General features: G+C 71.3%; 9 protein-coding genes. 4 read left to right on the plus strand and 5 right to left on the minus strand.

The genetic code is table 11. From position 1 onward, the window contains the following. Positions 1–134: 134 nt before the first annotated feature. Positions 135–1,001 (minus strand): LLM class flavin-dependent oxidoreductase, encoded by an 867-nt coding sequence (locus tag OM076_RS07415; RefSeq protein ID WP_270038858.1) that lies wholly within the window; start codon positions 999–1,001, stop codon positions 135–137. A 96-nt stretch (positions 1,002–1,097) separates the two neighbouring features. On the opposite strand from OM076_RS07415, the gene OM076_RS07420 reads away from it, so the two are divergent. Beyond that, positions 1,098–2,711: a PHP domain-containing protein gene (locus tag OM076_RS07420; protein WP_270038859.1), complete on the plus strand. Its 1,614-nt coding sequence runs from the start codon at positions 1,098–1,100 to the stop codon at positions 2,709–2,711. Positions 2,712–2,748: 37 nt separating this feature from the next. Here the strand turns inward: OM076_RS07420 and OM076_RS07425 are convergent, their stop codons facing one another. After that, positions 2,749–4,764 carry an alpha/beta fold hydrolase gene (locus OM076_RS07425; RefSeq protein ID WP_270038860.1) on the minus strand — a complete coding sequence of 672 codons (2,016 nt, stop codon included), beginning with the start codon at positions 4,762–4,764 and terminating at the stop codon, positions 2,749–2,751. A 110-nt stretch (positions 4,765–4,874) separates the two neighbouring features. Here OM076_RS07425 and OM076_RS45925 point away from each other — a divergent pair, with 110 nt between their 5' ends. Both OM076_RS45925 and OM076_RS07435 read left to right on the plus strand, forming a co-directional pair. Then, positions 4,875–6,017: a sensor histidine kinase gene (locus OM076_RS45925; protein WP_270038861.1), complete on the plus strand. Its 1,143-nt coding sequence runs from the start codon at positions 4,875–4,877 to the stop codon at positions 6,015–6,017. Continuing rightward, on the plus strand, positions 6,014–6,667 hold the full coding sequence (locus tag OM076_RS07435) for a response regulator (RefSeq protein ID WP_270038862.1): 654 nt from the start codon (positions 6,014–6,016) through the stop codon (positions 6,665–6,667). Before OM076_RS45925 ends, OM076_RS07435 begins: the two co-directional genes overlap by 4 nt. Here the strand turns inward: OM076_RS07435 and OM076_RS07440 are convergent. From OM076_RS07440 to OM076_RS07450, 3 genes are all read right to left on the minus strand, one after another. Continuing rightward, on the minus strand, positions 6,659–8,068 hold the full coding sequence (locus OM076_RS07440; RefSeq protein ID WP_270038863.1) for an ABC1 kinase family protein: 1,410 nt from the start codon (positions 8,066–8,068) through the stop codon (positions 6,659–6,661). The two genes, OM076_RS07435 and OM076_RS07440, sit on opposite strands and share 9 nt — an antisense overlap. A gap of 59 nt (positions 8,069–8,127) precedes the next feature. Further along, positions 8,128–11,421 (minus strand): glycosyl hydrolase, encoded by a 3,294-nt coding sequence (locus tag OM076_RS07445; RefSeq protein WP_270038864.1) that lies wholly within the window; start codon positions 11,419–11,421, stop codon positions 8,128–8,130. Between the two features lie 148 nt (positions 11,422–11,569). After that, the gene (locus tag OM076_RS07450) at positions 11,570–14,137 is read right to left on the minus strand and encodes an outer membrane protein assembly factor BamB family protein (RefSeq protein WP_270038865.1); all 2,568 of its coding nucleotides are present in this window, start codon (positions 14,135–14,137) and stop codon (positions 11,570–11,572) included. A gap of 297 nt (positions 14,138–14,434) precedes the next feature. Between OM076_RS07450 and OM076_RS07455 the strand changes: the two genes are divergently transcribed. Then, positions 14,435–15,790 (plus strand): NAD-dependent succinate-semialdehyde dehydrogenase, encoded by a 1,356-nt coding sequence (locus tag OM076_RS07455; RefSeq protein WP_270038866.1) that lies wholly within the window; start codon positions 14,435–14,437, stop codon positions 15,788–15,790. The last annotated feature ends 5 nt before the right edge of the window (positions 15,791–15,795 follow it).

Below are 15,795 nucleotides of genomic sequence, written 5' to 3' on the forward strand. Positions count from 1 at the left end.
GCGCGGCCGGCCGTAGCGCGAGACTCGCCGGTGAGGGAGCCGGGAGTGGCGGTTCCGTTCGAACAGTGCGCCCCTCAGGCGCGCACGGTCGTCCATTGCGACTGAGAGATGGTTTGAAGGGGCTCGCGTTGGCTTTACCGGAGCAGTTGTTCGGCCACCCACCGCGCGACATTCGGCGGGTAGGGCGACGGGAGGCCGAGGACGATGTGGGTGAAGCCGGCGGCGGTCGCGCCGGCGATCGCCTCGCGGGTGGCGCTCGGGCGGTCGTAGGACACGGAGAGGTGGATCGAGCGGGTGATCGTGGCGGGGTCGCGGCCGATCTCGGCGCAGTAGCGGTCCAGGAGGGCACTGCGGCGGGTGACGTCGTCGATGTCGCCGCCGGGGATGTTCCAGATGTCCGCGTGCTCGGCGACCACGCGCAGGACCGGGGCCGAGCGGCCGCCGATCATGATCGGCGGGTACGGGCGCTGGACGGGCTTGGGGTTGCCGAAGGCTCCGGTGACGTCGACGTACGTGCCGTGGAAGTCGAACGGTTCGTCCTCCGTCCACAGCCGCCGGATGACCGTGCACGCCTCGGCGAGGCTCCCCACCGAGTGGGCGAAGTCGTGGAAGGGCAGGCCGTGGGCCTCGTACTCGCGGCGCGCGATCGGGTGGTTCGGCCGCGAGCCGGCGCCGATGCCGAAGTCGAGCCGCCCGCCGGAGACGACGTCGACGGTCGCGGCGATCTTGGCCAGATGCGCGGGCGGCCGGAAGCGGTTGCTGGTCACGAGCAGGCCGAGCCGCAGGCGCTGCGTCTGGGCGGCGAGGGCGGAGAGCAGCGTCCAGCCTTCGTAGGCCGGGCCGAGGGGGTCGCCGCCGATCGGCATCAGGTGGTCGAAGAGCCACGCGTGCTCGATCTCCGCGATCGCGTCCGCCTCGCGCCAGACACGCAGGATGTCGTGGTAGTCGACCTGCATCGGGGCGGTCATGATCCCGAAGCGGGTCCGGGGTGCTTCAGGCATGGTCCATGGTTCCTCTCGAAGTGGATAGCCTCTCCGGATCAGAGTAGCGGATAGCCTGTCCGGTTAGTCGGACGACGAGCCGAGCAGACTGTGCGGGTGGACAACGCGGAGATCGCCGACCGCCTCGACGCCTTCGCGACGCTGCTTGAGCTCGCCGAGGCGAACCCGTACCAACCCCGCGCCTACCGCCGGGCCGCGGAGACGATCCGGGCGGCGCCGGTGCCGATCGAGGAGCTCGTGCGGACGGGCCGCGCGGAGGCGCTGCGCGGGATCGGCTCCGGCATCGCCACGCGGCTACGCGAGCTGGTCGAGACCGGGGAGATCGCCGAGCTGCGCGAGCTCGAGCGCGAGATCGTGCCCGGGATCGTCGGGTTGGGTCGCTTCCTCGGCCTGACCACGAAGCGCTCGATCGAGCTCGCGCGAGCGCTCGAGGTGCAGACCCCGGAGGAGTTCCGCGCCGCGGTCGCCGCGGGCCGGCTGCGTACGGTCCCGGGGGTGGGGCCGAAGCTCGAGGCGCGCGTGGTGGAGGCGCTCGCGCGCGAGAACACGCCCCGGCCCGGGCTGCTCCTCGATCGGGCGCGCGCGCTCGTGAGCGCCATCGCGAGCGCGCTGGACGGCGAGCCGGCGGGCGACACCCGCCGCTGGCGCGACACGTGCGAACACCTCGCCGTCGTCTGCTCAGCCGCGGATCCAGCCTCGCTGCTCACCCGCTTCGAAGCGCTGCCGCAGATCGTCGCGGTGATCGAGCGCGACGAACGCCGCGTGCGCGGGCTGACCGTCGAGGGCGTGCCGATCGACGTGGTGGTCGCGGCACCCGAGCGCTTCGGCACCGAGCTGCTCCGCGCCACGGGCTCCGCACACTACGTCGCGGCGCTCGAGCCGCTGCCCGACGCGCCGTCGGAGGCCGCCGTCTACGACGCACTCGGCGTACCGTGGCTCCCGCCCGAGCTGCGCGAGGCGCCGTTCAACGGCGAGCCTCCCGCACTCGTGGAAGTCGACGACATCCGCGGCGATCTGCACTGCCACACGACCTGGTCCGACGGCCGGTTCAGCGTCGAGGAGATGGGCCGCGCGGCCCGCGAGCGCGGCTACGACTACATCGCGATCTGCGACCACACGCCGGCCGTGGGCGCGGTTCGCGGCCTGACCGCCGACGACGTCCGCCGTCAGGGCGAGGAGATCGCGGCCGCGAACGAGCGGCTGGCGCCGTTGCGCATCCTGCGCGGCATCGAGTGCGACATCCTGCCCGACGGCCGGCTCGACCTCCCGGACGACGTCCTCGCCGAGCTCGACTGGGTCCAGGCCAGCGTGCACGGCGGGCAGCGGATGCCGCGCCCGGAGATGACCCGGCGGGTCGAGGAGGCGCTGCGCCATCCCGCCGTGCGCTGCCTCAGCCACCCGCTCGGCCGGCTGATCGGCCGCAGGCCCGAGAACGCGCTCGACCTCGAGCGCGTGTTCGAGGTCGCGCGCGAGCACGGCGTCGCGCTGGAGGTCAACGGCCTGGCCGCCCGGCTCGACCTCAGCGGCGAGCACGTCCGCGAGGCGCTCAGCGCCGGCGTGCGGATCGTCTGCTCGACCGACGCGCACTCGGTGAACGGCCTCGCGAACCTGCCGCTCTCCGTGCACACCGCGCGTCGCGGCGGCGCGACGCGCGCCGACGTCCTCAACACCCGCCCCACCGATGCGCTCATGACACCCATGAGCGGATGAGCGCGGCACGGTCGCTCACCCCTGACCTCGAGGCTCGTCACACCGTCAGGCTGACCGCCGTAGCGCGGTCGACGACCAGGGCCGCGTCAGCCGGGCGACGCTTGACGTCGAACGCGATGTCACACGCGATCAGGGCGAGGTTCGCACCCGCCACCGTGCCCGCGAGCGTGGTCAGCAGCGCCAGCAGCTGCGCACCGCACTGCAGGCCGAGCCAGCCGCCGACCAGCGCACCGGCCAGCGCGACGGCGAGGCCCGCCGCCTTCGGCGCGGAGCGGGTGGGCACGCGCCAGCCGAAGAAGCTCGCCAGCGCGACCGGCACGGCCATGCCACCCACCAGCGGCACCACGGCGTCGACCGGAACGCTCGGCGTGACCACGACGACGAACAGGGTGACGGCGAACCACCCGCCGAGCCCGATCATCGCCGCCCACACCGAGCGGGCGAGCACCCGTGTCACGCGCCCGAGGCGACCCCGGGCCCGCACCCGCCACGCCATCCAGGCCAGCGACGCCAGCGCGAACAGTGCCAGCCCCACCAGCGCGCCCACCACGTCCTTCGCGAGCGTGCTCTGCGCAAGCGACGGCGTGAAGTCGATCTTCTGCGGCACGTAGCGCGACGCGTCGACGGTGCCGCGATCGAAGTAGGTGTTGATCAGGTGATTGCCGGCCGGGACCTGCTGGTTCCAGAAGTCCGTCGTGTGCCCGAAGCCGTCCAGGATCACCTGACGGCCGTGAGACAGGTGCGGCAGCAGGTCCTTCGTCGCGTTCTCGGCCGGCGTCGCGCCGTCGAGCGCGCCACCGATCAGCAGCGTCGGGACGTCGGAGCCGCGCATCCGAGCGTACGCCTGCTCGTCCGGGCCTGCCGGCCAGGCGTTCGCGAGCTCGCCACCCGCCCACAGGAAACGCGAGCCGGCGTCGCGGAGCACCCCGCCCTGGGCGCTCCCGAAGTGCGCCGCGGCCGTGGCGACGTCGATCCGGCCCATCGCGGCCGAGTCGCCCCAGACCTGCGCCCGCGGGAACAGCAGCGCACTCGCGAGCGACTCGAACCAGAGCGCGGAGGCATCGCCCCGCCACGCCTCGATCGTCATCGGCGCCGAGATCGGCGCCGCATCCGACGAGGCGTCCATCAGGCCGAAGAACGCCGCGAGCTCGGCGTTGCCGCGGTGGATCGGGAACGGGCCCCAGCGCTTCGGGAAGTGCGTCGCGGTGTGCTGCATCGAGGCGACGAGGTCGCCGGAGCCGGTGCGACAGGCGGGATCGGGCCCGCACAGCGTCGCGTAGCGCCGCAGCTGCGCGGCGGTCTGCTCGGGCTGCCAGACGAAGTGCCCGGGCGGGTTGGCGCCGATCATCACCGAGCGCTCGATGCTCTGCCGGTGCCGCCACGCGTAGACCAGCGCGACGCGGGTGCCGAAGCTCTCGCTGAGCAGGTCGACCTTGCGGTAGCCGAGCGCGGCACGGGCCTGATCGAGGTCGTCGACGCGCTCGGCCAGCGTGTAGCCCGCCAGGTCGTATCCGTCCGCCGTCAAACGGCTCGCACACGCGCGCATCCCGGCGGCCGAGGCGCGCAACGCGGAAGCACTGACCAAGTCTGCGGTGTGCCGGCGTGCGTCGGTGACCTCGGGGCAGTCCAGCCGCGCCGACCCGTCCACGCCCCGGTAGCCGACCAGGACGAGGTCATGGCCGTCGATGTAGCGGCTCGCGAACGGGAAGTCCATGTTGCTCCGCCCCGGGCCACCTTCGAGCCGGAAGATCGGTGCTCCGGGGTGCGCTGAGCGCGACCGGATGCGCGTGACCGGCACCGCGATCAGCCGCGACTTCGGATCGGCGCGGTTCTCCCGCACGACCAGCGTGCCGCAGTCGGCGCGGACCTTGCCCGCCTCCGTGGGATAGGTGCAGCGCTGCAAACTCAGCTGCCCGGCCCGCGCCCCGTCGGGCACCTTCGCCCAGCCGGCGGGGTGCGCGAGGCTCTGGCGCGCAAGGCCCGCGATCACGATCCCGATCGCCAGCAGCGCGAGGATCCTGCCCGGTGTCCAGATGCGTGTCGTCGGTCTCATGGCGCCGAAGCTACGGCCGCGCCGGCGTTCCCACATCGTCACTGCGTGCCTTCCGATCTCCTCCTCAAGTAGGAGGCGGCACGGCCCGGACGGGAGTAGGTTCGCTGGCAGTGAAACCGGCCCGACATGCCCTGGATCTGCTCGTCGTGATCGTGGCCGTGGGTGCCGTGGTCGAGGTGGTCCTGCGCGACGACGACGCGGCGACCGCACCGCTCGTCGCGTCAGCCGCGGTCCTGGCGCTGATCCTGCCGCTGCTCGCTCGCCGGCGCTCGCCGTTCCTGGCCCCCACGTGGCTGTGGCTGCTCGCCGCCGCCCTGTCCTTCCTCGACGGCCGGCTCGTGGTCGGCTCGGCGTTCGTCTACGCGGCCGGCCTGATCTCGGCGTTCCTGATCGGCTCGCTGCGCGACGAGCGCCAGGGCCGCATCGGCCTCGCGATCGTCGCCGGCAGCGCCGCGATCATCGCGCTCAACGATCCGAACCACACGCTCAGCGAGGTGCTGCTGATCCCGGCCACGTTCGCGCTGGCGTGGCTCGGCGGGTTCGCCCACCGCGAGCGGGCGGAGCAGGTCCTGCGCGCGGAGCAGCGGGCGCTGCAGGCCGAGCGCGAGCGCGAGGTCGCCGCCCGGATCGCCGTCGCCGAGGAGCGCGCCCGGATCGCCCGCGAGTTGCACGACATCGTCGCCCACGCGGTCAGCGTGATGGTGTTGCAGACCGGCGCCGTCCGGCATCGCCTCCCGCCGGAGTTGGACGAGGACATCGACGCGCTGCGCGGGGTCGAGGAGACCGGGCGCTCCGCCCTCGGCGAGATGCGCCGGCTGCTCGGTGCGATGCGCCGCGGCGACGACAGCGCGGAGCTGGCGCCGCAACCCGGCCTCGCCCGCCTCGACGACCTGCTCGGCGAGGTCCGGCGCGCCGGGCTCCCGGTCGACCTGCAGGTCGAGGGCGAGCCGGTGCCGCTGCCCGTGGCGATCGACCTCTCCGCCTACCGCATCGTGCAAGAAGGCCTCACGAACGCGCTCAAGCATGCCCACGCCGGCCAGGCGCATGTCCGCATCGGTTACGGCGAGGACGAGCTGCGCATCCAGGTGCTCGACGACGGCGACGGAAGCGCACCGGCGAACGGCGCCGGGCACGGTCTCGTGGGCGTGCGCGAGCGCGTGCACCTCTACGGTGGCGAGATGACCGCCGGCGCCGCGACCGGCGGCGGCTTCCGGCTCAGCACGACGCTGCCGTTGAAGGAGTACGGCGCATGAGCATCCGCGTCCTCGTCGCCGACGACCAGTCGATGGTCCGCGCCGGCTTCCGCCTCCTGCTCGCCCGCGAGCCCGACATCGACGTGATCGCCGAAGCGCGCACCGGCATCGAAGCCGTCCAGCAGGCCGCGCGCTTCAACCCGACCGTGGTGCTGATGGACATCCGGATGCCCGACCTCGACGGCCTCGAGGCCACCCGCCGCATCCTCGCCGCCGACGCCGCCGCCCGCATCCTGATCCTCACGACCTTCGACCTCGACGAGTACGTCTACGAAGCGCTGCAGGCGGGGGCGAGCGGCTTCGTCCTCAAAGACGACCCGCCCGAGCAGCTGATCGCCGCCCTGCGGACCGTCGCCGCGGGCGACGCCCTCCTCTCCCCCGCCGTCACCAAGCGCGTCATCCGCCAGTTCGCGCGCCTGCCCCGCCCCGCGCCGCCGGCGGCGATCGACGAGCTCACCGCCCGCGAGCTCGACATCTTCCGGCTGATCGCCGACGGCCTCTCCAACGCCGAGATCTCCGAACGCCTCTACATCGGCGACACGACCGTCAAGACCCACGTCACCCACATCCTCCAGAAGCTCGGCCTGCGCGACCGCGTCCAGGCCGTGGTGCTGGCCTACCGGACCGGGATCTTCGAGAGCTCAGCGTGAGAAGAAGTCCGCCTCGGCGCGGCCGAGCTCGGTCGCCGGCGGCTCGCCATGGAGGTACTCGGCGGCGATCGCGCCCCAGTCCGCGTTCGCGCGCAACCGGCTCAGCACCACCGCCACGAGCACGTGCATGCGGCGGATCAGCATCGTCTCCGGCGGGAGGACGAACCGTGACGCCTGATCGCTGTAGGCGGCCCGGAGCTCCGCGTCCTGCGCGTCGATCTCGCGGGCCCGGCGTTCGCGGCGCTCGCGCGTGAGGCGCCGCTCCCCCGGGATGGCGTACCAGCGGATTGCCCCGCGGGTCATCGTCAGCGCGATCTCGGGATCGAAGCCGTCGGCGTCGCGAAGGTAGCCACCGGCGGTCAGCGCCGCCTGAAGCGCGGCGGGATCCTCGGCGCGCACGGCGTGCGCGATCGCGCGCTCGGCGTCGATGCGTTCCGCGCTGAGATCGCGCACGAGCCCGTAGTCGAGGAACGCGACGCGACGGTCGGGACGCAGCAGGTAGTTGCCCGGATGCGGATCGCCGAGCGCGATCCGGTCGCGGTAGAGCAGGCCGAAGAAGAACCGGAAGACGATCTCGCCGTAGCGGTCGCGCTGCGCCTCGTCGAGCGCGCGGGCCGCTTCGAAGCGCTCGCCCTCGACGTACTCCGAGACGAGCACGCGGCGGGTGCTGAGGTCGGTCCGCACCCGCGGCACGCTGATGAAGGGATGGCCGCGGAAGCGCCGCTCCACCCGCCGCTGGTGCTGCGCCTCGAGCTCGTAGTCGAGCTCCTCGCCGATGCGGTCACGCAGCTCGGCTAGCAGCGGCTTGGCATCGAGGCTGGGCGCGAGCCGCTTGAGCAGTGGGAGCAACAACCCCGCGCTGCGCAGGTCGCTGTCCACCGCCTCGGCCACGCCCGGGTACTGCACCTTCACGACGACGTCTTCGCCGTCGAGCGTGGTCGCCCGGTGCACCTGACCGATCGAGGCGGCGGCGAACGCCCGCTCGTCGAAGTCGGAGAACACGCTGCTCAGCGGACCGCCCAGCTCCTCGCGCATCAGCTTCTCGAGCCGCTTGAACGGCACCGGCGGGACGTCGTCGCGCAGCGTCGCGAGCTTGGCCTCCAGCTCGCCGCGCTGCTCCGGGGGCAACTCGTCGAACTCGATCATCGAGAGCAGCTGCCCGACCTTCATCGCCGCCCCGCGCATCTTGCCCAGCTGATCCACCAGCTCGCCCACGAGCTTCGCCGTCCGCTCGTCGCGCGCCTCGGCCGCCCGCTCGGGCGAGCGCACCCGGTTGGCCGTGCGCATCCCCGCCCACCGCAGCCCCTGCCCGGTGACCATCCCGCCGATCTGAGCCGTCCGGGCGATCCGCCCCTTCGGCAGCCGTGCGGCTTCGGGAGGCGGATCGTCGTCGGCGTGCATCCCTCAAATCTAAAGAGGGTCTGACCCCATTTATGTAAAGGGGGTCAGACCCTCTTTATCTACGGCGTGGTCGTGGAGAGCGTGAACGTGAGCGTTTTGGCGTAGGCGCCCGTGCGGAGGGCGTCGGTGGCGCCGATGTGCTGCTTGAACGCGATCGTCACGGGGTCGTTGGAGACCGGGGCGGTCCAGCTCGCCCTGCTGAAGGCGACCTCCAGCGGCGAGGGGAGCGAGAACGTCCCGTTGGTCAGGTGGCCGGGATCGCTCACGGTCAGCGCCGCGTCGCCCGCGGTGCTGATCACGTTCGCGATGGTCGAGGCCGTGTAGTCCTTCGCCACGCCCGGAGTGAACGCGCCGAAGGACGCCGCCGCGCCGAGCGAGAGCGAGAGTGTGGCCGGGACCGACCCGCCCACCGTGCCGGGCGTGTCCGTCCGCGCGTACACGGTCGCCTCGCCGTAGGGCGTGAGCTTGACCGGGCCGATCAGGCCGTACGCCTGGCGCTTGGCGGTCGCGTAGGCGACGTCACCCGCCCGCAGGCGGTTGAGCAGCGTCGTGGCGACCTCGACCGTGATCGTGTTCTCGCCCGCCTTCAGCCACGGGCCGATGTCGACCGTCGTGTACAGCTGGTCGGAGGGCGGCAACGCGACACCGTTCACGCTCACGCGGTAGGTGTCGAAGACCTCGCCGAGGTCGAGGTACGCGCCCCCTCCGCCTTGCCAGTTGACCGTGGTCGTGTAGGTGCCGACCCCGGAGACATCGGCCAGCTCGGGGATGTCCGACCACGCCTTCAGGCCGTCGAGCGTCAGCGTGTGGGTCGCATGCAGGGTCTGTGTCGCCGTGGCGCCCGGGAGGAAGTCGTCGACCGACAGGTTCCAGTGCGTCAGCGACTGCGCGGCCGGGACCGACGCGACGGTGGTATCGACCGAGCGGCCGTCCGACAGCGTCGTCGTGTAGGTGCCGGGCGTGGCCGCGCGGGCGACGAGGTTCGACCCGTCGGCGCGGACCGCGTCCGCGGTGGTCGCGGTCGCGTGCAGCGGCAGCGCGCTCAGGTCGTGGCCGAGGACGAGGATCGTCGTCTGGCCCGCCTTCAACGCGATGCGCGTCTTCAGGCGCCCGCCGGACACGGTGTAGTTCGCGACCGGGACGAGCTTGCCCGACCACGCGTCGGCGAAGTACGGCACGGCGGTCGGGTCGGTCATCGCGAACGACGCGTCCACGCTCGCGGCCGCGGTGGCGTGGCTGTTGGCGATGAAGTAGTAGTCGGTGTCGCCGCTGACGCGGTGGGCGGTCTCCAGCGGCGCGACCGGGTACTCGACGTCGCGCTGCACGCCGAGGTCGGCGAGCGCGCTCGGGATCAGGTCCTTCGTCTGCGGGTTGCGGACGGTCGGCTGGGCCAGGATCTGGTCGACCAGCGACTTCAGCGTCGCGTTCTCGCCCGCCTTGGCCAGGCCCGGGACGCTCGGCGCCGACCAGTTGCCGACGATCACGATCGGTAGCCCTGCCTTCGCCCAGTCGAACAGCTTCTGCGCCGTCGCGACGCGCAGGAGGATCGCGCGGCTGAAGGCGACGTCGCCCTCGAGCACGAGCGCCTTGAAGTTCGGCCCGTCCGGCGCGAAGCGCTTGCCGCGCACCGTCGCGTTGGGCAGGTCGAGCATCGACTCGCTGATCATCTCGTCGGTCCAGCCGACGTGGTTGCCGCCGTCCTTGAGGATCTGCGACGCCTCGCGGGTGTCGGCGGAGAAGTACGGCGCGCCGTAGCCCGCGGCGACGTAGCCGGTCTGGATCAGCACGCCGACGTCATCCGTGTTCCTGCCGGTCTGCATCACTTCCTGGTTGCGCGCGAAGTACCCGCTGATGTCCGCCGCGTGCTTCCACGTCGGCTGGCGCGGACCCCACGACTCGCCGTAGCCGGCCACGCCGCTGAGCGGCGAGAACGCGGAGAAGCCCGGCCAGCGCGACTCCGGCGTGGTCGCGTACGAGAAGCCGTGGAAGACGTTCTGGTTCACGCCCGCCGCCAGCTCCGGCGCGAGCTTGCGCAGCTCGGTCTCCCACGTCGTGCTGTAGGCGCCGCCCGCGGTCGCGCCCGCCTCGTTGGAGAGGATCGTGTTGCCGGCCATGTCACGCCCGCCGGCCTCGCGCTTGTAGTCGTCGAGGTTCTTGAAGCCGAGCGACTCGCCCTCGGGGATGTCGAGGATCGAGGACGCCTGCATCGCGTCGGTCTGCAGGCCGTACGGCTGCACCCGCAGCTTCAATCCCAGCGCGTTCGCCCACGCCTTCAGCGGCTTGAGGTGGTTGTCGTTGTAGAGGTTGGTCAGGACGAGGTTGATGTCACGCCGCACTGATGCGGCGGTCGTCGCGTCCGTGTAGTTGAAGACGGCCTTCTCCGCGTTCTTGGCCACCAGCGGGAGGTACGGGAGCAGCGAATAGCCGAGCTGCTGCTGGAAGGCGTCGGCGAAGCCGGGCGTCCACAGCGCGGACTTGGTCTCGAGCTCCAGCGAGTCCTCGAAGAACGAGTTGCCCGCGTCCTTGAGCAGCGAGCGGATCTCCGGCGTGAGGATGTGCTGGTCCCAGAAGTCGGTGATCGCCTTCGTGCCGGTCTGGCTGAAGTGGTCGACGACGTAGGAGTCCGGCGTGGTGTGCGCGTTGCCCTCGGGCTTCTGCCCGGAGCCGCGCTCCCAGTAGGAGATCAGGATCCAGTTGCCGCCGTCGGCGGGCGCGGTCCAGCTGACCGTGCCGTCGGCGGCGATCGGGACGTTGGTCACCGTCGAGCCGTCGAGCGTGTACGCGGTCTTCGGCGGGGCGCCGGCGACCGTCACCTTCGCGGCCTGCACGTAGACGAGCTGCTTCTGCGTGACCGCACTCGAGGTGGGTGCGAGTGCGGGTGCGGGCGGGGCGCGGCTGAACGTCGCGCCGGACGCCACATCGGCGGTGCCGTACGCGAGCTCCTTGATCGCCGCCGCGCTGTCGGGCGTGATGCTCGGGACCGCGGACGGCCACGCCGGGCCGGCGGTGAGGTCGATCTTCATGCCGCGCGCCTTGGCCTTCTCGAGCGCGGTCTGGGTCGCCGACACCCACGCGGCCGTGCCCCAGCCATGACCGGCGGGATCGAGTGGCTGCGTGGCGCTGTGGTGGACGTCGGTGATCTCGGCGCCGCCGAATCCCGCGTCGGCCATCTGGTCCAGCTCCGCCTGGATCTCGGCGTTGTCGACCAGCGCGTTCGGCCACCACCAGCGGAACTTCGGCTGGTACTGGCGCGCGGGTGCCGCGAACGAATCCGCAAACCCGGCTGCCTGCGCCGAAGCGGGCGCAACGACGACGGCGGCCGCCACGGCGACCGTCAGCAGACGTCTCCTCACAACCTCTCCTCCTTGGGTAACGGAGAGAAGATTTGCGCGCTATTGGTCGATTGTCAATTCAAACGATCAAACTCGCTGCCAAACGCTCATCCGAGCTGGCGCCGCCGCGGGCGGGCGCCGGTGCGACCGGCGCCCGCCATTGGCCCTCCTAGACGGCGTCCGCCGTGAAGCAGTACAGGTTCCCGTCGTAAGCGCCCACCAGGACGGAGTTGCCCGTCACGGCCGGCGACGACTTGACCCACGGGCCGATCGGGTGGCGCCACTTCAGCGTGCCCGCCGCGCGGTCGACGCCGTACAGCGACCCGTCGTGGGACCCGAAGTACACCGTGTCGCCGCTGACGACCGGCGTCGACTCGACCGTCGGGGGCGCGTTGAACGTCCATTTCGCCGCGCCGGAGGCGACGTCGAAGCACATCACGCGGCCGTTCTGGCCCGGGCTGAACAGCTCGCCGCCGGCGACCGCGGGCGACTCCGCGTTGTACGTGTACCCGAGCCCCGTGTAGCGCCGCACCTCGGCGCCCGTCGCCGCGTCGACGGCGAGCACGAGGCCGCCGGCGCGAGCGTAGACGACGCCACCGGACACGGCCGGAGTCGAGCGGTACAGGCCGTCGACCGGGTTGACGCGCCACAGCTGCGCGCCGGTCAGCGCGTCGAGGGCCCAGATCGCGTCGCCCTTCGAGAGGAAGTAGACGATCTTGCCGTCCTCGCTCAGCGCCGGCATGCCGTAGTAGCTGTTGGCGCCGCCGCCGTTGAACGCCCAGCGCTGTTCGCCGGAGACCGCGTCGAGCGCGACGATCTGGTGCCCGAAGCTCTGGTAGACGAGGCCGTTCGCCGCGATCGGGCAGGCGTAGGCCCACCAGCGCTGGACGTTGTCGGCCGGATCGACGCCGTAGCGCCGTTCCCACAGCATCGTGCCGCGCTTGGCGTCGACGGTGTGCACCGTTCCGCGGATCGAGCTGAAGTGCACGCGCCCGTCGACGACGCACGGCGTCCCGTCCACCGCGGCGTCGGTGTGCACGCGCCACTGCTCGCGCCCGGTCCACAGGTCGACCGCGACGACACCGTTGTTGTCGACGCCGTTCTCGTCCTTGAGACCGATATACGCGGTGCCGCCGACGACGACGGGCGAGCTGTTGAGGATCGCGCCGCCGCCGCTGCGGAAGGTCCACGCGAGGCTCAGGGGCGGCACGACCGCCTCCGTGGCCTTCCCGCCGTGGCTCATGCCGCCGCCGAAGCTCGGCCAGTCGGCGCCCGCGACGGGCGCCGGGCCCTGCGCCTGCTTCTCGGCCGTGAAGGTTGTCGAGGTCGTCCACTCGCGGCCGGCGTCGTCCTTCACACGGACGTCGAGGCGGTGCGCGCCGGCGTCGACGCGGTCCGGGCTGTCGTCGACCCAGGTCCACGCGCCGTCGCGCTCCAGGTCGCCCCACCGACGGCCGTCCAGCAGCACGGCGATGTTCTTGACCTCGGACGAGGTGTCGTAGGCGCTGACGTGCAACGGGACCTTGCCCACCGGAACGGTCGAGCCGTCCGCCGGGTGCGCCACGACGACGCGACGGTCGACGTCGAATTGCTTGAACGGGATCGAGAAGGTCCCGTCCTGCTCCAGGATGATCCGCCGGAAGCCCACCGGTCCGCCGTCCTGCGGCGACCACCCGGGCTCGGTGACGACCGTCAACGCGCCCGGGAAGACGTTCGGGTCGACGTCGTTGCGGTGCGTGTGCCCGGAGAGCGCCAGCCGCACGTTGTACTTGCGCAGGAGCTTGATGTAGCGGTCCGTGCCGGGGATCGTCAGCGGATCGTTGAGCGCGACGTGCGCGACGACGATCAGGGGGCGCGACTTGTCGATGTGCTGCAGATCGGCCTTGAGCCAGTTGAACTGCTGCTCGTTGCGGGTCGACTCCGGCTCGCCGCTCGGGCTGAAGTCACCCGCGTCGTAGTTGTCGATGACGACGACGTGGTGGCCGCGCCACTCGAACGAGTACCACTCCGGGCCCTGGTAGTGGCGGAAGTTCTCGATGTCCTCGGCGTAGTCGTTCTTGGGGCCGCCCGAGACATCGTGATTGCCGACGCTCGAGAAGACCGTGTCGACCGAGTCCTTGACGGCGTCCTGGTAGGCGATGAACTCCTCCACCGTGCCGGCATCCATCAGGTCGCCGCTGAGCAGGATGAAGTCGGGCCGGTCGCTCAACGCGTTGAGCTGGTCGACCTGCGCCCGGAAGCGCTCGCGGTTGTTCGCGAGGTCGCTGCCACGGTTCACGTGCACGTCGGTGAGGTGGATGAACTCGCCGGTCGGCTTCTGCCCGCCCTGGCGCTTGCTGACCGCCAGCTCGTAGCGGCGGGTCTCGCCCTTGAGGAGCTGGTCGATGCGCGTGAAGAACTGCGGCGTACGGCTGGCGGGCGCGACCGGGACCTCGTAGCCGTCGGGCAGCGAGACGAAGACCATGTCGGTCAGGCGCCGGCTGGGATCGATCGGCAACGTGTACTCGCCACGCTGGTCGGTGACGGCGATGTTGACGCCGTCGGAGACGAGGACGCCGGCGAGGTTCTTGCCGCGGCCGCCGTTGTCGACGAAGACGCGGCCGGTCACGGTCGCGTTCTTGCCTTTCGTCGCGGTCGCGATCGCGGAGTCCGCGCCGACGGTGCCGAGCACCACGGCGGCGGTGCTCGCGCCGGAGAGCCGCAGGAAGTTGCGGCGACTGAGCTGGTTGTGGCGCATCACAGCGCGCACCCACGGCCGTGAACAGCGCAGCGGGGTTCGTCGCACAACCCGGTGCGAGCGAGCTTCGTCATGGAGTCCCCTTCAGGGAAGTGAGGAGTCGCCCGCCCTCGGTCAGGCGGGCCGATTCGCCGGCCAACCTATGAGCCGCTACCGCCCTGGATGTGAACCCGCCGTCAAGCCCGTGAGGATTGTCATTGCGCTAACGGCACCAAGAGGAGCTCGTTGCCTTGCAGGTTCCGCGCCCGTTCTCGGCGTCTCGATAGGGTGAGCAGATCGCGGAAACGGAGGAGTTTCATGGCTGACTATGCGGTTGTCGACCCGGCCACCGGGGAGACGATCAAGACCTACCCCACGATCACCGACGAGCAGCTGGATGCGGCGATCGGCCGCGCCCACGCGGCGCACGACGGGTGGAGCCGCGGCACCACCGTCGAGGAGCGCGCCGCGCTGATCGCGCGCGTCGGCGAGCTGCACGAGGAGCGCAAGCAAGAGCTCGCCGAGATCATCAAGCGCGAGATGGGCAAGCCGATCGAACAGGCGGTCGGCGAGGTCGAGTTCAGCGCCGCGATCTATCAGTACTACGCCGACAACGCGGCCAAGCTGCTCGCCGACGAGCCGATCGACCTGCTCGACGGCGAAGGGTCGGCGTTCATCCGCCGCAGCTCGCTCGGCGTGCTGCTCGGGATCATGCCGTGGAACTACCCCTACTACCAGGTGGCGCGGTTCGCCGGCCCGAACCTGGTGATCGGCAACACGATCCTGCTCAAGCACGCGCCGCAGTGCCCGGAGTCCGCCGAGGCGATGGAGCAGATCTTCCACGACGCCGGCTTCCCCGCCGACGCCTACATCAACATCTACGCGACCAACGACCAGATCGCGGAGGTGATCGCCGACAAGCGCGTCCAGGGCGTGTCGCTCACCGGCTCCGGCCGCGCGGGCGCGGCGGTGGCGGAGATCGCCGGCCGCAACCTGAAGAAGGTCGTGCTCGAGCTCGGTGGCTCCGACCCGTTCCTCGTGCTCGCCACGGACGACCTCGACACGGTCGTCGAGGCGGCCGTCGGCGCGCGTCTGGAGAACGGCGGCCAGGCCTGCAACGCGGCCAAGCGCTTCATCGTCGTCGATGACCTCTACACGCCGTTCCTGGAGAAGTTCACCAAGGCGCTGACCGACGTCGAGCCGGGTGGCGAGGTGCTCGGCCCGCTGTCCTCCGATCTGGCGACCGACCGCCTGGAGGAGCAGGTCAAGCGCGCCACCGACCAGGGCGCGACGCTCGTGGCCGGCGGCGGCCGCGACGGCAACTTCTTCAAGTCGACCGTCCTGACCGACATCACGCCCGACAACGATGCCTACGGCGAGGAGTTCTTCGGTCCGGTCGCGTCGGTCTACAAGGCCTCAAGCGAGGACGAGGCGATCCGCCTCGCCAACGACACGCCGTACGGCCTCGGCTCCTACGTGTTCACCAACGACCCCGATCAGGCGCTGCGCGTCGCGGACAAGATCGAGGCCGGGATGGTGTTCATCAACGCCGTCGGCGCCGAGGGCGTCGAGCTGCCGTTCGGCGGCGTCAAGAACTCCGGCTTCGGCCGTGAGCTCGGCCGCTTCGGGGCGGACGAGTTCGTCAACAAGAAGCTCATCCGCGTCGCGGGCTGAGCCTG

The organism is Solirubrobacter ginsenosidimutans, assembly GCF_027587205.1.

Bases quoted from the DNA above. Each gene is read 5' to 3' on its own strand.
- OM076_RS07425 (WP_270038860.1), bottom strand. From the start codon at position 4,764: ATGAGACCGACGACACGCATCTGGACACCGGGCAGGATCCTCGCGCTG.
- OM076_RS07455 (WP_270038866.1), top strand. From the start codon at position 14,435: ATGGCTGACTATGCGGTTGTCGACCCGGCCACCGGGGAGACGATCAAG.
- OM076_RS07415 (WP_270038858.1), bottom strand. From the start codon at position 1,001: ATGCCTGAAGCACCCCGGACCCGCTTCGGGATCATGACCGCCCCGATG.
- OM076_RS07435 (WP_270038862.1), top strand. From the start codon at position 6,014: ATGAGCATCCGCGTCCTCGTCGCCGACGACCAGTCGATGGTCCGCGCC.
- OM076_RS07440 (WP_270038863.1), bottom strand. From the start codon at position 8,068: ATGCACGCCGACGACGATCCGCCTCCCGAAGCCGCACGGCTGCCGAAG.
- OM076_RS07450 (WP_270038865.1), bottom strand. From the start codon at position 14,137: ATGCGCCACAACCAGCTCAGTCGCCGCAACTTCCTGCGGCTCTCCGGC.